Raw genomic sequence first — 21,646 nt, 5'->3', positions numbered from 1 at the left:
TGTTAGAATTGCAAATTTGCTTATAAATTTTATTATTTGACGATAAAATAGAATAAAAATGATAACAGTCCTGCAAGAAGATTGGGTGCAAAGCCACCGTAAAGAAAGAGCATTGGATGGCCATAAGCGAAGCTTTGGTCAAGTCTGGGTAATTGCTGGGAGTGAAGGTACCATTGGGGCCTCGATATTATGTTCTCGAGCCGCCTTACGGGCAGGTTGTGGTTTAGTGACGGCCATTATTCCAAAAGAAGGAGTGACTCCTTTGTTGGCCAATAATCCAGAAATCATGTATGAAATCAATGAGGGGAAATCTGTGTTGGAGAATTTACCTTGGCAGAAAGAGCATTCGGCCATTGTTTTTGGACCTGGGCTAGGTTTGAGTGAGTCTGCTGAAGAAGAACTACAGTATTTATTGGAACATGTTAAATCTCCCACGGTGATTGATGCAGATGGTTTAAGCTTACTGGCACAACATCCAGAATGGTATGCCTTGCTGCGAGAGAATCATATATTAACACCTCATTTGGGAGAATTAAGTAGACTTGTAGGGAAAACAGTTGATGCTGAATCTGCATTAGAGGAGGCACAAAAATTTGTCCAACACTATCCAGTTCAGTTGGTGGTCAAGGGCAAGAATTCCCATGTTTTTACTTCGGATACTAAGGTATGGATGAATAGTACGGGAAATGATGGGATGGCTACCGCTGGGAGTGGAGATGTACTGGCTGGCATCATTGCTTCTTTGGCAGCGCAATCTTATGCTCCTGGTTTGGCGACTTGCTTAGGAGTCTATTATCATGGATTGGCGGGTGACTTGTACGCAAGTAACCATTCCAAATCCAGTTTGATTGCTGGGGATTTGATTGAGATGCTCAAGCAAATTAAAATGTAATGGTAAGTTTTGAATGGTAAATGGAGGATTCAAAAGTGTTACCATGGGTTGGTTTTTGCCAATTTTAAATTAAAAAAATAGGTGAACAAAACTTTCGTTTTATCCACCTATTCAATTCAATTCAATGATTGTTTTTTTAATAGCGAAATGAAATAGCATAATTTACCATTTACCATTCACCATTTATAATTTTAAAATCTGGCATTTTTCATGCCAGATTTTATTTCTATCCGACCAAAATGTTTTTTGCGTAAGCAACACATTTCTTCACTTCTGAAACTGGATCAGAACCAGCAGGGATATCATATTCTAATTCGATGGTAGCTGGGAATTTGTATTTTTTCTCTTTCATCAAAGTAAGAATCTCTTTCAAAGGCGTATTTCCTTGTCCCCAAACTTGATTTTGACCACCATTATCTTTGTTCTTTCTATCCTTGATGTGCATCGAAGTAATACGATCAGCTTTGGATTCGATTAATTTCAATAAACTTGCCGTTGTATTATTTCCTCCTGCTGCGATGTAGTGACCGCAATCCAAGTTCATGGAGTTGTATGGCGACTGGCCTAAGGCAACATCCCAAGCTGTATCAGTAGCTGTAGTGTGTAAGTGATAGCCAATGTACATTTTATGCTTAGCTCCTAAATCACCTAAACGCTGCGATTGTGCAGGATCTGTTGGTAATTCAATCGTTACCGATTTTGCTCCTAAAGCCTTTGCCGCTTTTAATGCATATTCTACTTCTGCGTCGGTATTGTTTGGTCCTAAAGCATTCGGTTTGAAGGCATAAATATCAATACCTGCTTTATCAAACATTTTTTTCACTTCTTTGAACTTATCCATAGAAACAGATGCTCTCCATTCTGCTACTTCTTTTTGATAAGCCGCCATTTTAGCTCTTTGCTCATCCGTCATTTGTGGACGTGCTTGGCCAGGAGCTGGAGGCCCCATCATAGGTCTTGGATTTGGGTTTTTAGGCTTTCCTGCAAAATCCTCAGCCGCATCACCCATTAATTCAATGGCAGAAATGTTACTGTCGATGCAATATTGCAATACCTGCTCGATACTACCTGGTAAACTGCGGTAGGAATATGTTATTGCTCCAATTTGTACACCAGCAAATTTTGAATCTGGTTTAGCGGCTAAGAGTAAGGAAGAAGCATTGGCTTTTCCCGCCAAAAATAGGCCCATCGTGGCCAAGGATCCCGAAAGTAAAAATTGACGACGAGATGAGTTTTTTGGTAAATAAGTTGACATAGATATACGATTTAAATGGAATCTTGTTTGCAATAATTTTGCTATTGTACAATGTTATAAAAAGTTTTCAATATTCTTATACGGCATTCCCTATTTTGCGACGAGTAGGGTATTACGTAGGTTAAAGTTTCAGATTACCGCTTACTTTGATCGTATTTAGTCGATCGAACGAGTTTTTAATGTCCATCTTAAATTGACTTTGGTCTAATTGACATGTCCATACCCAATGGTGAGGACTCTCATAAAAACGTAAGGTGATTTCCAACGTGTTTTGATTGATCCAGCGGTAGGATGATGCTACTTTAAAAGGTGATTGACCTTCTAAATTCGCCTTAGCAGCTCTTAATAAATAAGGCCCAGGCATTTCTGTACTTGTTGAAGCCCATGTTCCATGACCAGCAGGGATTAGATGCTTTTGTTGCTTATTGTCTGTTAATTGAAGGTTTAATTTTTTACCCTCAAACTGAAATCCAATTTGCTCTATATTCAATGCATTCTTTTCTAACTGAACCGACGGATTACTCCAGTTTGAAGATGACATGGCCTTGTCCTGAGTGGGAGCAGTTAATCCTAAGTGAGCTAGTTTGTTTTTTAAATGGATTTGCGCTGCCAGGTTTGGAGCTAAAGGTTTTTTCTCGAAGGCAGGAAGTAAATGCTTCCAAACCATGTTTAGATCATCTTGTAATTCATGCGATTCTGAGGTGATGATAACTACAGCATCCTGTTCTGGCATCATCACAATGTACTGTCCATAGGCTCCATCAGCTCTAAATGCCCCATTTCTACAGCGCCAAAACTGATAACCATAGCCTTGTAACCAATCAGAATTGGCTCTTTTCTCTGCACTTGCACTAGGATCTTGGTCGATATGTTTGGATGTAGCCTCAGCAACCCAAGCAGCAGGAAGTATTTGCTTTCCTTTCCATTTACCTTGTTGAAGGTATAATTGACCCAGCTTGGCCATATCTTCCGTTTTCACTCGAATTCCCCAACCTCCAGTATTGATGCCTTTGGGATCCACTTCCCAGTCAACACCTTGTATACCCAAGGTTTTGAATAGTCGAGGACTCAGGTAATCCACTACTTTTTGTCCACTTACTTTTTGAATGATGGCAGAAAGCATGTAGGTAGCTAAGGTATTGTACAAGAATTTAGTGCCGGGTTGATGTGCAATATTTGCTGAGAGGAATCCTTTTATCCAATCATTCTGTGTGGCTACCACTCCGCGCAAGGGTTCTACTTCATGCCCAACTGACATGGTTAATAGGTGTTGAATGGTCAAATCCGCGATGTAGGGCTTCTTCGCTAGTTCGCTATATTCAGGGAAAAATGTCATGACTTTATCACTCACTTGAATTTTTTTCTCAGCAACGGCAAAACCGATGGCTGTGGAAGTCCAGCTTTTTGACACCGAATACATGCTGTGTTTCAAATTGGCGGCATAAGGACTCCACCACGCTTCAGCGATCACTTTTCCGTGCCGAAGGATCATGACCGAATGTAGTTCATGTTTTTTGGCATCAAAGGAATCAATGAATTGTTCGATGGCTGCAGAAGAAACGCCCTCAGCCTCGGGTGTACTTCTAAAAAGGCTTTGTGCTAGATTTTGACCGATACTGAGGCACCAAATCCCGACAATATAAATAAACAGCGTTAATTTTTTCATGGTTAATTGGTATGGAGTGATTTTTTACAATTCTATTGTCTAAAGATTTCTAAAAATAATGAAATTATCAGTAATTTAGACTTTCATGTTTTAGTGATAGGTATTGTGGGGCTAAGACATGGATTTCAACCTATGAATACAACTATGTTACAACATGAAAAAAGCGAGAGCTTTGATGGAAATAAATTGCGTAAAGTAATTGCCGCCTCTTCCGTAGGTACATTGATTGAATGGTACGATTTCTATATTTTTGGGAGTTTGTCCGTCATCATAGCCACTAAGTTTTTTCCTTCGGATAATCCTACAGCTGCCTTTTTATCAACCTTAGCCACCTTTGCTGCGGGTTTTGTCGTACGTCCTTTTGGCGCCTTATTCTTTGGTCGTTTAGGGGATTTATTAGGAAGAAAATACACCTTCCTGGTAACCCTTTTAATCATGGGTTTTTCCACGTTTGCCATTGGTTTGATCCCTTCTTATTCTAGTATTGGCTTTTTAGCTCCCATCTTGGTCTTAACCTTACGCTTATTACAAGGATTAGCCTTGGGAGGAGAATATGGAGGGGCAGCTACCTATGTCGCAGAGCATGCAGAACCTAATAAACGAGGTCTAAGGACAGCCTGGATTCAAACCACAGCGTCATTGGGTTTATTCATTTCTTTGTTAGTGATTTTAGCCACCAAGAAGTCGATGAGCCTAGAAGCATTCAATGATTGGGGCTGGCGAATACCTTTTTTGATTTCTATTGTGATGGTAGGGATTTCCTATTTCATCCGTAAAAACATGGATGAATCTCCCTTGTTTGCCCAAGCTAAACAAGAAGGTAAGATTGTGGCGAATCCCTTGAAAGAATCTTTTGGGAAGAAATTGAATTTCAAGTTTGTGCTGTTAGCTCTTTTTGGCGCCACCATGGGACAAGGGGTTGTTTGGTATACGGGTCAATTTTATGCCCTTTCATTTCTTCAAAAAGTAGCGAATATTGAATTTGAACAAAGCAATTACATTATTGCTATTTCTTTAGCAGCAGGTACGGGATTCTTTATATTTTTTGGATGGTTATCCGATAAGATTGGTCGTAAAGGTATCATGTTGGCAGGTATGCTCATTGCAATTTGTACCTACCGTCCAATCTATCAGGCCATGTATGAGCTCGCCGATGTTAATTTAAAGACGGAGAAAGCGAATTCACGTCAAGTTCAAACGGATTATCACATGATCGATGGAACCGTAACCTTATCTAAGGTGACGCGCACCATATATAGCTATACAGATGGAACGCAATTATTGGAGGAAAAGACAGAAAAAGTGTCTCATTTGCCATCCATTCAAAGAGAAAAAGCCGTATTGAAAAAAACAGTTCATGTGGGTCAGCACGCATTTTGGATGTTGATATTGCTGGTTTTTATACAAGTATTGTATGTGACCATGGTGTATGGGCCTATAGCTGCTTTCTTGGTTGAAATGTTTCCTACGGCCATTCGATATACATCCATGTCTTTACCATACCACATAGGGAATGGTATTTTTGGTGGATTACTTCCGGCGGTAGCCACTTATTTGGCTGCCAAAGCGAATACAGCGAATGAAGTTGCCGCAGCAGCAGGACAAAGCCTGCCTTATGCAAAGCCTTATTTAGAAGGTTTATGGTATCCTATCATCATAGGTGGGGTCTGTTTTGTGATTGGATTATTATACATTAACGGAAAAGATCGAGAGATCAATGATTGAGATGAATAACATTAGACGTATAGCTGGGGCTATTTGGATCCTATTGGGAATTGCCGCAGCTTATTTTTTGATTGTTGAGCAAGCGATTCCCTTGTTTGCGAAAGGCGACATGGAGAGTTTAGTTCCCGCCATCATTTACACCTTTATATTATCACCCATCATCACCGGTGGGATGTGTGTATTTGGTCTTTATGCCTTACAAAACGAATATGAATTATAGATTAAAAACAAAATCCGCATGAAATTACAAGTAGAAAATTTTGAAGAATACGAAAAAGCGTACCAATATAGTGTCGAAAATCCAGAGGGATTTTGGGGTGAAATAGCTGAAAATTTTGTTTGGAAGAAAAAATGGAATAAAGTTTTAGATTGGAATTTCAAAGAGCCTAAAATAGCCTGGTATCAAGGTGCTACTTTGAACATTACTGAAAATTGCTTAGATCGACATTTGGCCGATAAAGCCGATCAGCCTGCCATCGTGTGGGAATCCAATGACCCCAATGAAGCGAATAGAACTTATACCTATCGAGAATTGCATCAAGAAGTATGCACATTTGCGAATGTTCTAAAACAAAATGGTGCGAAGAAAGGGGATAGGATTTGTTTATACATGCCTATGGTACCAGAATTGGCCATAGCGGTTTTAGCTTGTGCGCGTATTGGTGCGATACATTCGGTGGTGTTTGGAGGGTTTTCAGCACAGTCTATTGCCGACCGTATTCAAGATGCACAGTGTTCCATGGTCATTACTGCCGATGGTTCACATCGGGGCAATAAAGAGATTTTCCTAAAACACATCATGGACGAGGCTATTATCTCTTGTCCTTGTGTGAAAAAGGTGTTAGTACTGGAGCGATCTAAGTCGCCCGTAAGTATGATCAAAGGCCGCGATCTTTTTTGGAACTCAGAAATGGATCGTATGCGTAGCTTAGGATTGACGGATTGTCTAGCCGAAGAAATGGATGCTGAAGATCCTTTGTTTATCCTATATACCTCAGGGTCAACAGGTAAGCCTAAGGGTGTGGTGCATACATGTGGAGGCTATATGGTCTTTACGGCATATACTTTTCAAAATATTTTTCAATATCAGCCTGGGGAAATGTATTTCTGTACTGCAGATATTGGTTGGATTACGGGCCATTCTTACATTGTTTATGGACCATTGATTCAGGGAGCAACTAGTTTGATTTTTGAAGGTATTCCGACTTACCCAGATGCAGGTCGTTTTTGGGATATTGTCGATAAGCATGATGTCAATATTTTATATACAGCTCCTACGGCAATTCGTTCCTTAATGCAGTTTGGATTGGATTATGTCAAAGACAAAGATTTAAGTAGTTTACGTGTTTTGGGATCGGTAGGAGAACCGATTAATGAGGAGGCGTGGAATTGGTATAATGAACATATTGGAAAAGGGAATTGTCCGATCGTGGATACCTGGTGGCAAACTGAAACGGGAGGTATTTTGATTTCTCCCTTGGCTAATATTACTCCGACTAAACCATGTTATGCGACATTGCCATTACCAGGAGTGCAGCCCATTTTGGTTGATGAAAAAGGGGAGGAAATAATAGGTAATGGTGTTTCAGGAAATCTTTGCATTAAGTTTCCTTGGCCGGGAATTTTAAGGACTACTTATGGAGATCACGAGCGTTGTCGGACCAACTATTTTGCTACTTATGAGAACTTGTATTTTACGGGTGATGGTTGTATGCGCGACGAGGATGGGAATTACCGCATTACTGGTCGAGTAGATGATGTGATGAATATTTCAGGCCATCGCATTGGGACGGCTGAAGTGGAAAATGCCATCAATATGTTTACGGATGTCATTGAATCAGCCGTGGTGGGTTACCCACACGATATTAAAGGGCAAGGCATTTATGCTTATGTCATTATGGCTTCAACGCCCAAGGATCCTGTGATGGCACGTAAAGACATTGCGGCTACGGTTAGTCAGATTATTGGAGCCATTGCCAGACCAGATAAAATTCAATTTGTGACGGGTTTACCTAAGACACGTTCAGGAAAAATCATGCGCCGGATTTTGCGAAAAATAGCGGAAGGAGATATCAATAATTTGGGGGATACGTCCACTTTATTAGATCCTTCAGTTGTGGACAAAATCAAGGAGGAGAGGCTTTAGTATGGCAAAGATTTTAGCCGATATTCAACATTTGAGTGCTTCTTATGGGAGTACTCAAGTATTGAGTGATATTAGCTTTCAAGTATTGGAGGGGCAGCATTGGGCTATTGTTGGTTCGATGGGTGCTGGAAAAACGACTTTAGCGAAAGCCTTGACAGGTAGATTATTTCGAAAAGGAACAGTTAGCTTTTTTCAAGATGGCTCACCTAGCTCAAAAGTGTACTGGATTGAGCAGCAGCATCGTTTTAAGAACCGTAGCAATGTATCTGATTTTTATCTACAGCAACGCTTTAATTCACAAGATTCAGAGGATGCCTATACCATTTTGGAAGAGCTGGCAGAGGAAGATTCTGTTGCAATTAATGCGTGGTTAGATGTCTTTCATTTAGCAGCATTGGCCAACAAGCCCTTGATTCAATTGTCAAATGGTGAAAATAAGCGATTGCAATTGGTGAAGGCCTTATTAAAACAACCTGATTGGCTGATCTTAGATAATCCATTTTTAGGATTAGATGCTCAAGGTCGAGAAATATTAAGTCAGTGTTTGGCCAAATTACCTGAGTTAGGTATTCATTTTATTTTGATTAGTTCAGCCATGGAATTACCCGAAACGGTGACTCATATCATGGTATTAGAGGCTGGGCAATCTATTTGGCAAGGGGACAAACAAGCTTATGAACAGCGAAAACAGCTTTTTATCAAATCTAGGGTGGATGATTGGAAAGCTAAACTAAAGGAGCTGAGTACGACGAAAGAAGTTTTTCCTTCATTCCAATGGGCCATTCAAATGAAAGATGTACGGGTTAAGTACGGAGAAAAGTTAGTTTTGACAGGATTTAATTGGGAAGTAAAGCAAGGTGATAAATGGTTGATTTCGGGACCAAATGGAGCAGGGAAATCCACAATGTTAAGTTTGATTTCGGCGGATAATCCGCAGGCTTATGCTCAAAACTTGCTCTTATTTGATAAGAAACGAGGCAGTGGTGAGAGTATTTGGGATATCAAGAAACGCATAGGTTATGTAAGTCCTGAATTGCATTTGTATTTTCGAGCACCGGGTACTGTGAGGGAGGTCATATCATCTGGGTTATTTGACATCATGGGCTTGGGGAAGAGAATGAGTGTGGACCAAAGCGGAAGGGTGGAGGCATGGATGGAGGTAATGGGATTGGCGCATTTGTGTGAAAGGAATTTCCAACAGATTTCGACGGGAGAACAGCGATTGGTATTATTGACCCGGGCCTTAGTGAAGAATCCCCCCTTATTGATTTTGGATGAACCTTGTCAGGGCTTGGATGAAGAACAAATACGGCATGTCAAAGAATTGTTGGACTTTATGTCAGAACAAGACGAATTCACCTTACTATATGTTTCTCATTATGAACAGGATGTGCCTAGCTGTGTTACCCAAAGAAAGAATATGCTTTAGTCTATTTATCAGTCAATTGATTTAGATTATCAAGATATTCATGTGGATTTTGGAGGGAGAGGATTAGATTTGACACTTAGGTTTGCCACTTAGATTTGACAACTTTTTGAAAGTTGTCAAATCTACCCTCACAGTTACCCTCACAGTTACCCTCACAGTTACCCTCACCGTTACCCTCACCGTCACCCTCACCGTACCCTCACCCTCACCCTCACCCTAATTTTTTCCAACCCAAACTACCTCTCAATCAATTCATTAATCCCAAGATACTACACCTTTTCATACTAAATAGGTTATAGTAAAAAGAAAACTCAATATTTATAAAACAGTTACTTAGAAAATTGTTTAATTATTGAAATGGAATATCAACGGACGGACTAGGTTGAGAAAACCAGCGAGGACCATCCTGAGTCATATACACACAATCTTCTAGTCGAATCCCAAATTCACCCGGAATGGCAATAGTTGGTTCAATACTGAAACACATCCCTACTTGCAATGGATCTTTATTTCCTTTTACCATATTTCCCCATTCATGTCCATTCATGCCAATTCCATGTCCCGTTCGATGAGGTAAACCCGGTAGTCGATAACCAGGACCAAACCCTGCATCTTCCAAAACTTTTCGGGACGCTCTGTCTACTTCTTCACAGGGGCGACCTAATTGTGCCGCAGCAAAACCAGCAGCCTGTGATTTTTTCTCTAAATCCCAAATTTTCCTTTGTTTTTCGGTCGGTTTTCCAAAAACAATAGTTCGGGTGATATCTGAGCTATATCCTCCAACCACACACCCTACATCCATTAATACGACATCCCCTTGTTTTAAAATTTGGGGTTTATTGCTTCCATGAGGATAGGAAGTAGCTACACCCATATTCACCAAAGCAAAATCATGTACCGCCCCTTGGCTCCTGTGTACTTGAGCAATTTTGGTAGCAACCTCCACAGGTGTCATACCTTCTTTTAAACTTGCCATACCAGCTTTGATTGCTTCCACTGTGATATCATTTGCTCTTTGCATTAAAGCTATTTCTGCTGGAGACTTTATAATGCGACAAGGAATACTTATAGGATCACCACTGACAAGTTGAAAAGTAGCCCCCGCTTTCCTTAATCCATCAAAGATGAAAAATCGAGTTCTTTCTTCGATCGCTAATTTTCCAGAGCGAATTCCTTGATCTTTCAACCATTGAATCGTCATGGCGAAAGGATTTTCATGCTCCTCCCAAGTACGGACTTGTTGGCTAATGACATTTATTTCTTGAAATCGATCTTCTTCAAAGGCCGGGCAAATAAAACTTATTTCTCCTCGGTCAGGAATGATGGCCAACAAAGATCTTTCACTAGGGTACCATTTAATTCCAGTGAAATATTCCATGCTCGTACCTGCATCCAAAATCAAAGCCCTCATTTTATTTTTTAGTAATAAAGTTTGAGCCTTTTCTATCCTTTGTTTTCTTTCTTCCAAACCAATTGGATTAAAGGAGAGAGGAAGTAAGGAAGGGTTGGATTGGGTTAATATACTAGGTGCCAATAAAGCTAGGGAGGAAGATTGTAGAAATTGTCGTCGATGAATCATGGGATAGAATTGAAATGTATATTCTAATTTCTTTCTTTTTTCTTGAAAGTCCGTATTTCAATGATGATTTTCATCAGTTTTCAGGTCAAGTCAGTATAAAACAGAGTGGGTAGGAAATTTTCAAAATAATGCAGTTAAAGTGCTATTTAATAGATTTTTAATTACCATTAAATACATGAAATAGTACTTTTTTGATGAAATCTAGAAATTTTTTATTTTTTTCATAAGGATAGATAAGGACGGTTAGGGTAGAGGTATATTCTAAATTTCGATAGTTATTAATCATGTTGCTTTAAAACTCAGCTTCTGAATTAATCAAAATCACACATTTTTAACCTTTAAATTTTTCTTTATGAAAAACAAATTTTACGACCTACGAATGGGAAATCGGACTGGAGGCTTGCTTCTAGCGCTGATTTTCTTTTTGTCCTCGGTAGCAATGGCACAAGCCCAGAATCTACGAGGTAAAGTAAGTGGTTCCGACGGGGAGCCTTTAATTGGTGCTGCCGTTACTATAGTAGGTACCACTCGTGGAGCTTCTACGGATGGTTCAGGTAACTATGCCATCGATGTTAAAAACAATGAAACTTTGCGATTTAGTTCAGTAGGGTTTATATCCAAAGATGTTGTTTATTCTGGTCAAAAGACTTTGAATATCTCCTTAGCCGCGGATAACAAGACTTTGAATGAAATCATTGTCGTTGGTTATGGTAGTCAAGTGAAGAAAGAAATCACAGGTGCTGTACAAACCATTAGTTACAAAGAATTAAAAGATTTGCCAGTAACTCAAATTGGCCAGAAATTACAAGGTCAATTAGCAGGTGTTCAAATCAACCAAACTACTGGTCAACCTGGTAAAGGTATGAACATCCGTATTCGTGGTCAATTGTCAGTTTCGGCAGGTTCTGATCCCTTATACGTAGTAGATGGTTTCCCGATTACAGGATCGATTGGTGCGATGAATCCAGATGAGATTGAAGACATTTCCGTATTGAAAGATGCGTCTTCAACATCACTTTATGGTTCTCGTGCAGCGAATGGTGTTGTTTTGATTACCACAAAGAAAGGTAAAGGTGCAGGAATGAATGTAAGTTTTAGCGCATTTACGGGTGTGCAGAATGTACCGATGAAAGGTCGTTTAGATATGATGGATGCTGAGGAATTTGCACAATTCAAGAAAGAATCTTTCGAAGATGCGAAGCAACCTGTTCCTGCTGAATTCCAAAATCCAGCCCAGTATAAAGGTAAAAACAATGATTGGTATGATGCCTTGCTAAATAAAGATGCACCAATTTCTAGTTATACTTTATCTATTACTTCAAATAAAGAGCGTGCTAGAACTTCATTAGTAGCTGGTGTATTACAACAAAAAGGTGTAGTTAGAAATACAGATTATCAGCGGTATTCATTGCGTTTGAATTCAACATATGATATTTCGGATAAAGTGACTATTGGTTTTAACGTAGCACCACAAATGGTCTATGATAACACACCAAGAACTGATGGCGATCGTGGAACAGGTATTTTGTTTAATGCCTTACACACGTGGCCAATCATGCCTATTTATGAGGCTGATGGAAAAACTTTGACCAAATTCAATCGCTTCCCAGCTAGTACGGGTAACATTTTTGCTTATGCCAACTGGGTACGCTCAGCGGATGAGTTAATCAATGAAACAACCACTACTAATTTGTTATCAAACGCTTTTGTTGAGTTTGAACCTATCAAAGGATTAAAATTTAAATCATCCATGAATGGTGAGATTTTGAGAACGAAGTTTTTCTTCTTTAATCCTTCCAATGCAACTTCTGCGATTAATACACCTATTCCAACTACAGCAGTTTCGATTCGTGAGAATTTTGAAAATTTATCTTGGTTGAATGAAAATACAGTAACCTATAACAAGACTATCAATGAAGATCATAAAGTTGAATTATTAGGAGGTTATACCAACCAATATTTCCGTCAGGAATCAACTCGTATTCAGGCTGATACTTATGCTGATGATCGTCTTCCTACTATTCAGGGGGCGATTAATATCGCAAGAGGTGGGACTAACTCTGGTGTACAAGAGTGGTCATTAACGTCATATTTAGCCCGTTTGAATTACAACTACAAAGGAAAGTATTTATTTAATGCGGCTATTCGTAGTGATGGATCGTCTCGTTTTGGTGCTAACAACCGTTGGGGTACTTTCCCTTCAGTAGGTGCTGGTTGGGTTGTTTCTGATGAAGCATTTATGTCAGAATTACCAGTTGTTTCATTCATGAAATTAAGAGGTAGCTGGGGTATTATTGGAAATAACAACCTAGGTAACTATACTTCATATGCCTTGATTAACAATACAGTGAATGGTGTGTTTGGAAATACTGTGGCCACAGGTGCTGCTGTAAGTTCCTTAGCTAATCCAAATTTAGGTTGGGAAACTACTCAGCAATTGGATTTAGGTTTGGATTTAAACTTATTTAATAACCGTATCAATTTCGCATATGATTATTACACTAAGAATACAACCAACTTGTTATATGCAGTACAAATTGCTCAAGAGTCAGGTTTTGGTAATTTCAATGATAACATCGGAGAAATCAAATTCTGGGGGCATGAATTTTCTTTAAATACAACAAATACAACGGGTAAAGTTAAATGGACTACTAATGCGAACATTTCATTTAACCGTAACGTAGTAGTAGCTTTAGCTCCTGGTATTGACCGTGTGTATGGATCATTTCACATCACTAAGGTAGGTCAACCATTTGGTCAATTTTATGGTGTGATTGCTGATGGTGTGTATAAAAATGCAGCTGATTTGGCAAATTCACCTAAAGTTCCAGGACGTTCAACTGTAGGAAGTATTAAACTTAAGGATTTCAATGGAAACGGTGTTATAGATTACGGTGGAAATGCGGATGACCGTACAATCATGGGTAATCCATTCCCAGATTTCGTTTATGGTATCACGAACAACGTAACATACCAGAATTGGGATTTCAATATCATTGGTTCTGGATCTTATGGTAACCAATTGTTAGTACGCCATATCTATTCAACTGCCAACTTAGATGGTGTGTTTAATATGGTTGACGGTGCTAAATATCGTTTCCGTTCTGAGGCTAATCCAGGAATGGGTATGTATGGAACTACTGTTGGTGGTGGTAACGTAACAGGTATCGAGCGTGACTGGATGAACAGTCGTTTTGTAGCGGATGCTTCTTATTTCACGATTCGAAACATCACATTGGGCTATACATTTGCTAAGCCAACCAAGGTTTACAAGTCGGTACGTGTGTATGCTTCATGTCAACAAGCTTACGTGTTTACTAATTATTGGGGTGGACCAAATCCTGAAACAAGTGCACAAGGAAACGGACAAGGTGACGGTGGTAACTTGAGTCCAGGTGTGGATTTATCCAACTACCCAGTTCCACGTACTTTCACAGTGGGAGCCAACTTTAACTTTTAATTAGCCAGATAATCACGTTTATTTTTAGAAACAATGAAAAATAAAATAATATTAAGCTGTTTGCTGGCTGTCGGATTGACAGGTTGCACAGATAGTTTCTTGGAAATTACTCCAGAAACAAGTTTAAGTTCAGTTACGTTTTTTAAGACTGAAGCCGATTTTACTCAAGCAGTAAATGCTTGTTATGTTCCATTACGAACTATTTACAATGATCGTTCGTATTTGTTATCTGAAATGCACTCAGACAATACCTATTACTATCGTAATACGGCATTTGGTGCGACAGAGCAACAAGAGGATTTGGCAGATTTTTCGATTCCTGTATCGAATAATTTAACAACCAACACACACGTTTTAAATCAGTACCGTCAAGATTATTTGATTATTGCTCGTGCTAATCAAATTTTAGCATTGATCGATAAAGCTGATTTTGATGCTGCTACTAAAGCAAATCTAAAAGGACAGGCTCAATTCATGCGCGCATTTGCCTATTTTGAAATTTATCGATATTTCAATAAAGGACCTTTGCAATTGACTCCAGTAACGACTCGTGAGGCTGCTGCAGCCAAATTGGGAACTGCTGATGATATCTCTAAAATTATCATTGGTGATTTGACTGGAGCTATTGCTGGGTTAAAACCAAAAGCAACGCAAGAACCGGGTCGCGCTACCTCTGGTGCGGCTAAAACACTTTTAGCTAACTTGTACCTTATTCAAAAAAACTGGGCTGGTGCAGAAAAGTTATGTCGAGAGGTAATTGCTGAAGGCTCTTATTCCTTAATGCCTGATTACAACAATGCATTTACAACGAGTACAGGTAATAAGAATAATGCAGAAAGTGTTTTTGAAGTTCAGTATCAAGAAGGTGCTAATGGATTTCAAGGCTCTTTTATGTATAATTTCTTACCTAGACCTATGACTTCTGCTGAATTATTTACGCTTTCAGGTACTTCAAACCCTCAGCCTCAAACAGGTGAAGGGAATAATGCACCTATGCCTGAGTTAATTAATTCATACGAAGCTGGAGACTTGCGTAAGGATGCATCCATTGGATATATTACTTGTTCCACAACTTTATGGCAAGGAAAAACATACCCAATCATCAAAAAGTTTATGAGAACACACTCATTAAATGGTAACCATGGTATGAACTGGCCTATTTTCCGTTATTCTGAAGTTTTATTGTTCTTAGCGGAAGCTTTAAACGAGCAAGGAAAAACGGTTGAAGCTGCTACTTACATGAACATGGTGCGTAAGCGTGCTGGTTTACCAAATACGACAGCTACTTCACAAGTTGAATTCCGTACTGCTTTAATGAATGAGCGTCGTTGGGAGTTAGCTTTCGAAAATAAGCGTTGGCATGATTTAGTTCGTACAGATACATATAAAGAGAGAATAACTGCCAAAGGAAATGCAATTAAAGCTGATCCATTTGCTCATTATTATGAAAGAGGATATACCTTACGTAGTAACTCATTTAGTGTTATTGAGAAATACTATCCATTGCCAGCTGATGAAGCAGCATTGAATCCTAATATTAAGTAATTTTCTAATTAGTAAAATAGCTGTCCTAGATTAGCAGGACAGCTATTTTTTTCTCCTTTCGTCATGAAAACGTTTACATTGAAAACTAAGGCAATACTGTTGAGCTTGATGATTATCGGGCAAAGCATAGCTGCTTCTCATACTCCAGATTTTAAGAAAGTTACTTTGAGTTCAACTTTCCTTTCTGAGGGCGTATGTGTAGGAGATGTCAATCATGATGGGAAAAAGGACGTTTTAGCCGGTGCTTTTTGGTTTGAAGCACCCAAATGGACGAAACATGTAATCAGTGACGATGATATTCGTTACGATAAATCATTAAAAGTATTCCCGAAAGACCACATATTTAAAGTGGATGAAGGATACAGTAATTCATTTTTAAACTTTGCTCAGGACGTAAACCACGACGGCTGGGTTGATTTGATTAAAGTGGGATTGCCGGGTGAAGCAGTTTTTTGGTTTGAGAATCCCAAAAACAAAGCTGAGCTTTGGAAAAGACATTTTTTATATGCCTCTATCGGGAATGAATCACCACTATTTGAAGATGTCAATGGTGATGGTTTAAAAGATATTATTGGCAATGATTCCAAATCAAAACAAATGGTTTGGCTACAAGCACCTAGCACTAAAAAAGATACCATTTGGAAAGCACACGTGATTTCCTCCAACCCAAGTTTAGGGACACATAAATACACGCATGGTTTAGGTCATGGCGACATGAACGGAGATGGTCGAAAAGACATCATTTTCAAAGAAGGTTGGTGGGAATGTCCACAAGATGTGTTGGCTAACGAATGGACTTATCATCCACTCGCTTTAAGTTTTGATAGTGCGCACATTATGGTATTGGATTTGGATGGAGATGGATTAGTGGATTTGCTCAATTCCTCCGCACATGATTATGGCATTTGGTGGCACCGCCGGACAGCTACGGGTGTAGAAACACAAGTTATACAAAAAGATCTTTCTCAAACACATGCCATGGCGTTGGCCGATTTGAATGGAGATAAACATCCTGATTTTGTGGTAGGTAAGCGCTTTATGGCACATAATGGTAAAGATCCAGGAGAATTTGAAAAATCTCTATTGCGTTGGTATGAATTTAAACCAGGTAAAACCCCAACTTGGATGAGTCATGACATAGATGATGATTCAGGAGCAGGTATCCATATCGTGATTGAAGACATGAATCAGGATGGGATGAAAGACATTGTCATTTCGAATAAAAAAGGAGTTTTTGTCTTTTTTCATTATTCGAAGAAAAAGGCTTAAAACCCTATAAAACATTATATAAATGCAGATTTTTTCACTAATTTTTACATAAATCTATTATTACCTATGAAAAAACAATTATTGTACCTAGGCCTCGTGGGGCTAATGCTTCCTTTCTTTGCATTTCGCAATCCCTCGGTAGGCCTACAGGACAAGCCTAAGGAAAAAGGATTCAAGAAAATCTTTGATGGAAAGAGCTTAAAAGGATGGGAGGGAGATCCAGCCTATTGGCGTGTTGAAAATGGCTCGATTGTCGGAGAAATTACTCCAGCAACGGTATTGAAACGAAACCATTTCTTAATTTGGAGAGGCGGACAACCTGCTGATTTTGAGTTTAAAGCTGATGTTAAAATTACGAAAGCAGGAAACACGGGTGTAAACTACCGTTCAGAAGAATTATTGCCTGATTTACCCTTTGCTTTAAAGGGCTATCAAGCAGATATCGATGGTAATAATCGCTATACGGGTCAAAATTACGAAGAACGTGCGCGTACTACCTTGGCATACCGTGGAGAAGTATCCGTGATCAATGAGCAAACAGATCCAGAATTGAAAAATAACTTACGCACCTTGGCGCAAAGAAATAACTGGACTGCACGCCAAGTAAAAGGATCTTTAGGTCATTCCGATTCATTAAAAACTTCGATTAAATCTGAAGATTGGAACGAACTACATATTGTGGCCAAAGGCAATCATTTGTTGCATTACATCAATGGTGTTTTGATGAGTGATGTAACGGATTTAGATAAAATTAATGGAAAAGCTGCTGGTTGGTTAGGCATGCAAGTACACGTAGGACCTCCCATGAAAGTAGAATACAAAAACATTCGATTGAAAACTCTTAAATAAACACAGTTAATTATATGAAAATGAGACCTCTAGTTAAACTTGGAATGGTGTTTGCAGCCGTCATTGCTTTGGGCAGTTTTGGCTACAATTCACTCCACAAAGTACAACCCGCCCTGGCAGAAGGGGCTAATCCTAAAACGGACAAGATTCGTTTGCAACCAGGATTTAAAGTTGAACATTTATTTAGTCCTTCCGATGCCAAAATTGGTTCATGGGTAGCGATGTGTTTTGATGATAAGGGAAGAATGATCGCTTCTGACCAATATGGTGGATTGTTTAGATTAACTATTCCAGCGATTGGATCAAAAGACAATACGCCAAAAATTGAGAAATTGAAATTTGGTAAAGGAGCAGATACTTTAGGAATTGGCAATGCACACGGTTTGCTGTATGCGTTCAATAGCTTGTACGTCATGGTGAATGCACGTGTGGCTCCTGTGAATCCCCCAGCAGCCACTCCAGGCCGTAATCCAAACTTCGCACCTAGCTATGCCCCTCGTGGTAGTGGCTTGTATCGTGTACAAGATTTGGATGGAGATGACCAATTCGACAAAATCACGTTGATGAAAGAATTCAAAGGTGAAGGAGAACATGGTCCTCACTCGATCATTTTATCACCTGATAAAAAATCCATCTTTTTAATCAATGGTAACCACACCGATGTGCCTCCAATGGATGCTTACCGTTTGCCGAAAAACTGGCATGAGGATAACTTATTCCCTTTGATCAAAGATCCAAGAGGACATGCTAACGACCGTTATGCTCCAGGTGGATATGTAGTAAACATTGATCCAGATGGTAAAAAATGGGAACTAATCAGTGCAGGATATAGAAACGCATTTGATATTGCTTTCAATGAAGTAGGTGATTTATTCGCATATGATGCTGACATGGAGTGGGACTTTGGTTTACCTTGGTACCGCCCAACTCGTATCAACCATGTAACTTCAGGTTCTGAGCATGGATGGAGAACAGGTAATAGCAAATGGTCACCCTCTTTACCGGATAACTTACCTCCTGTATTGAATATCGGTCAAGGTTCACCCACCAGTTTATTATCATTGCGCGATGCTAAATTCCCTGCGAAATACAAAAAATCATTATTGGCGTTCGACTGGACATTTGGTATAGCTCACTTAATTAAGTTGAAGCCACAAGGTTCGTCATATTCTGCAGATCGTGAAGAATTCTTATCAGGTATTCCATTGCCATTGACTGATGGTCAAATTGGTCCTGATGGTGCCTTGTATTTCTTGATTGGAGGTCGTCGTTTGGAATCTGATTTATACCGTGTGTATTACACAGGTCCTGAAGAAGCCTCTACCAAGCAAGTAGTATCTCAGATTACTCCATTGAATGAATTACGTCGTAAATTAGAGGTATTCCACAATGGTCCTAATCCTGCTGCTGTGGCAACAGTTTGGCCACATTTAAATAGCCCAGATCGCTTTGTTCGTTATGCAGCTCGTATAGCTCTAGAACATAATCCAGCTGATTCTTGGAAAGAGAAAGCATTGAATGAAAAAGATCCAGTATCGGCTATTAATGCTTTGATTGGATTGATTCGTATGGATAAGCCTGAAAACAAAAATGCCATCAATGCAGCATTATTGAAAATTGATAACAAAGGTTTCAATGAAGCATTACAGATTGATTACATCCGTGCCTTTGAATTGAATATCCTAAGAAACGGATTGCCAGATGCTTCTCAATCCTCAGCGATTGTTGCGAAGTTTGATGCATTATATCCAGCAAGACAAATGAACTTAACTCGTTCATTGAGCCGTATTTTGGTAACTTTGGAAGCACCCAACATCATTCCTCGTACCTTGAGATTGTTAGAAACAAAAGATACTGCCTCAGTAGCTGCTTACCGTGCTGAAACGGCAACTTCTTCTGCAGACTTAATCATGCGTAACCCTCAGTATGGAACGGATATCGCACGTATGTTGGAAAAAATTCCACCAGCGCAACAAACTTATTTGGCTACTATGTTAAGTGCAGCTAAGAACAATTGGACTCCTGAATTACACGATCGTTATTTCGCTTGGTTCCGTAAAGGATTTGAGTTTCAAGGTGGACGTAGTTATGTTGGTTTCATTGACCGTGCTCGTAAATTAGCTTTGAAAAATGTAGCTGAGTCTCAACGTGCTAAATACGATAAAATGTCAGGTGCTGATTTATTAACAGCTAATGGTAATGATTTAGTGAAAGTGAATGCTCCTAAAGGTCCAGGTAGAAACTGGAAAGTAGATGATGCCGTAGCACTTTTGGATGCCCCTTTAACAAATCGTGATTTCCAAAATGGTAAATCGATGTTTGCTGCTACCACATGTAGAAACTGTCACGCAGTAGGTTCTGATGGCGGTGGTAATGTTGGTCCAGACTTGACTAATTTAGGAACTCGTTTCTCTAAGAAGGATATTTTGGAAGCAATTATCGATCCTAACAAAACGGTTTCAGATCAGTATGCAGCTTCGCAGTTGATGTTGAGAAATGGAACGTCTGTGGTAGGTCGTATTACCAACCAAGACAAAGTGGCATTCTATGTTTCTCAAAATCCTTATGCACCAGATCAAGTTGAAAAAGTATTGAAGAAAAATGTAACTTCTGTGAAGTATTCAGGAGTATCTCCTATGCTTGCTGGTTTGATCAATAGTTTGAATCCAGAAGAATTGAAAGATTTAATGGCTTATTTAATGTCAGGTGGTAGTGAGGCGAATGCCATGTTTGCTAAACCAGCTGCTAAATAATTGAATAGAAAAAGATGACGTATCCTTGGAAAGATAAAATATCCAATCACAAGCAACTCGGAGGCATTGAAACCTCCACTTTAGATAACGGAGCTGGTAGAGGCGTTCGAATAGCTTGGATGGATACGGGAGCGGGATTTCGCTACAAAATTGTACTAGATCGCGGTATGGATATTGCCGAGGCCTTTTACCAAGAGAAAAGTTTAGCATGGATTTCCCATGCAGGCATTACCAGTCCACAGCCCCTGTCAGATCAGGGGCTGCACTGGTTACGCACCTTTGGAGGAGGACTGCTGACCACTTGTGGTCTAGACCACGTAGGTGGCCCAGAACAAGATGAGTTCGGTAGTCGTGGTATTCATGGAAAAATCAGTAATCAAATCGCTGAAATTACTTCCATTGTACAACCTGATATTCATTCAGGTCAATTAGACATGAGTATTACAGGTATTATTCGTCAGCATGTGATTTTTGGACCATGTTTGACATTAAAAAGAACAATTTCTGGTCGATTAGGTGAAGCATTTCTGAAAATTGAAGATGAAATTATCAATGAAGGCAATACAGATGCCCCTTTGATGTTATTATATCATTTTAATTTTGGCTGGCCCTTTGTTGACGAAGGAACCAAGATTGTGGCGGATGGAATTTGGAAATACCGTTTTGAGGGAACTCAAGATGCCTTGATTTTCAAGGAAGGAAATGATTACAAGACTTGCCCAGCCCCATTGGATATCCATTTAGGAGGTGGTGAAGAAGTCGCATTTATTGATGCAGTCATTGATGCCCAGCATCAAGTAGCTTGCGGACTTTATAATGAACAGCTAGGACTAGGCGTGAAGATGTCGTACGACAAAAGAGAATTGCCTAGCTTAACCAATTGGCAACATTGGGGAAAGGATGAATATGTGACAGGGATTGAACCTGGAACAAATCCACCCATTGGTCAAAAAGCAGCTCGTGAAGAAGGCTCATTATTATTTTTAGCCCCTAGAGATAAGAAACGTTTTTCTGTGACTTTAGAAGTCTTAGATCAACAAAAACAACCAGAGAAATTAACTAATTTTATACAATAAAA

General features: G+C 39.4%; 14 protein-coding genes. 11 read left to right on the top strand and 3 right to left on the bottom strand.

Annotation, left to right across the window (positions count from 1 at the left end; translation table 11 throughout):
• The first annotated feature begins 58 nt into the window (after window positions 1–58).
• A complete protein-coding gene (locus tag G9H65_RS12485) occupies window positions 59–892 on the top strand; it encodes an NAD(P)H-hydrate dehydratase (protein ID WP_166375668.1) in 834 nt (277 codons plus the stop codon).
• A gap of 226 nt (window positions 893–1,118) precedes the next feature.
• On the opposite strand, the gene G9H65_RS12480 is transcribed toward G9H65_RS12485, so the two are convergent.
• On the bottom strand, window positions 1,119–2,147 hold the full coding sequence (locus G9H65_RS12480) for a sugar phosphate isomerase/epimerase family protein (protein ID WP_166375667.1): 1,029 nt from the start codon (window positions 2,145–2,147) through the stop codon (window positions 1,119–1,121).
• A gap of 121 nt (window positions 2,148–2,268) precedes the next feature.
• Window positions 2,269–3,813 (bottom strand): serine hydrolase domain-containing protein, encoded by a 1,545-nt coding sequence (locus G9H65_RS12475; RefSeq protein WP_166375666.1) that lies wholly within the window; start codon window positions 3,811–3,813, stop codon window positions 2,269–2,271.
• 144 nt (window positions 3,814–3,957) lie between these two features.
• Between G9H65_RS12475 and G9H65_RS12470 the strand changes: the two genes are divergently transcribed.
• From G9H65_RS12470 to G9H65_RS12455, 4 genes are read left to right on the top strand one after another with little or no spacing between them, the layout of a single operon-like run.
• Window positions 3,958–5,538, top strand: a complete 1,581-nt coding sequence (locus G9H65_RS12470) for an MFS transporter (protein ID WP_205753313.1) — start codon at window positions 3,958–3,960, stop codon at window positions 5,536–5,538.
• Between the two features lies 1 nt (window position 5,539).
• Complete coding sequence (locus G9H65_RS12465) at window positions 5,540–5,758, top strand: DUF6814 family protein (protein ID WP_109322643.1); 219 nt, start codon at window positions 5,540–5,542, stop codon at window positions 5,756–5,758.
• 18 nt (window positions 5,759–5,776) lie between these two features.
• On the top strand, window positions 5,777–7,684 hold the full coding sequence (gene acs / locus G9H65_RS12460; RefSeq protein ID WP_166375664.1) for an acetate--CoA ligase: 1,908 nt from the start codon (window positions 5,777–5,779) through the stop codon (window positions 7,682–7,684).
• A 1-nt stretch (window position 7,685) separates the two neighbouring features.
• Complete coding sequence (locus tag G9H65_RS12455; protein ID WP_166375663.1) at window positions 7,686–9,113, top strand: ATP-binding cassette domain-containing protein; 1,428 nt, start codon at window positions 7,686–7,688, stop codon at window positions 9,111–9,113.
• A 349-nt stretch (window positions 9,114–9,462) separates the two neighbouring features.
• Here the strand turns inward: G9H65_RS12455 and G9H65_RS12445 are convergent, their stop codons facing one another.
• A complete protein-coding gene (locus tag G9H65_RS12445; protein ID WP_166375662.1) occupies window positions 9,463–10,692 on the bottom strand; it encodes a M24 family metallopeptidase in 1,230 nt (409 codons plus the stop codon).
• Window positions 10,693–11,044: 352 nt separating this feature from the next.
• On the opposite strand from G9H65_RS12445, the gene G9H65_RS12440 reads away from it, so the two are divergent.
• The 6 genes from G9H65_RS12440 to G9H65_RS12415 all read left to right on the top strand — a co-directional run bounded on the left by G9H65_RS12440 (window position 11,045) and on the right by G9H65_RS12415 (window position 21,644).
• Window positions 11,045–14,152, top strand: coding sequence for a SusC/RagA family TonB-linked outer membrane protein (locus tag G9H65_RS12440; RefSeq protein WP_166375661.1), 3,108 nt, complete (start codon window positions 11,045–11,047; stop codon window positions 14,150–14,152).
• 33 nt (window positions 14,153–14,185) lie between these two features.
• A complete protein-coding gene (locus G9H65_RS12435) occupies window positions 14,186–15,697 on the top strand; it encodes a RagB/SusD family nutrient uptake outer membrane protein (protein ID WP_166375660.1) in 1,512 nt (503 codons plus the stop codon).
• A gap of 63 nt (window positions 15,698–15,760) precedes the next feature.
• Window positions 15,761–16,966 (top strand): FG-GAP repeat domain-containing protein, encoded by a 1,206-nt coding sequence (locus G9H65_RS12430; RefSeq protein WP_166375659.1) that lies wholly within the window; start codon window positions 15,761–15,763, stop codon window positions 16,964–16,966.
• A gap of 105 nt (window positions 16,967–17,071) precedes the next feature.
• Window positions 17,072–17,815 carry a 3-keto-disaccharide hydrolase gene (locus tag G9H65_RS12425; protein ID WP_235927515.1) on the top strand — a complete coding sequence of 248 codons (744 nt, stop codon included), beginning with the start codon at window positions 17,072–17,074 and terminating at the stop codon, window positions 17,813–17,815.
• Between the two features lie 14 nt (window positions 17,816–17,829).
• Window positions 17,830–20,568 carry a c-type cytochrome gene (locus G9H65_RS12420; protein ID WP_235927513.1) on the top strand — a complete coding sequence of 913 codons (2,739 nt, stop codon included), beginning with the start codon at window positions 17,830–17,832 and terminating at the stop codon, window positions 20,566–20,568.
• Between the two features lie 14 nt (window positions 20,569–20,582).
• Window positions 20,583–21,644, top strand: a complete 1,062-nt coding sequence (locus tag G9H65_RS12415; protein WP_166375657.1) for an aldose 1-epimerase family protein — start codon at window positions 20,583–20,585, stop codon at window positions 21,642–21,644.
• Window positions 21,645–21,646 lie beyond the last annotated feature (2 nt).

Source organism: Aquirufa ecclesiirivi (assembly GCF_011250515.1).
Classification (GTDB): Bacteria; Bacteroidota; Bacteroidia; order Cytophagales; family Spirosomataceae; genus Aquirufa; species Aquirufa ecclesiirivi.
This window is presented reverse-complemented; position numbering and strand designations above follow the sequence as displayed.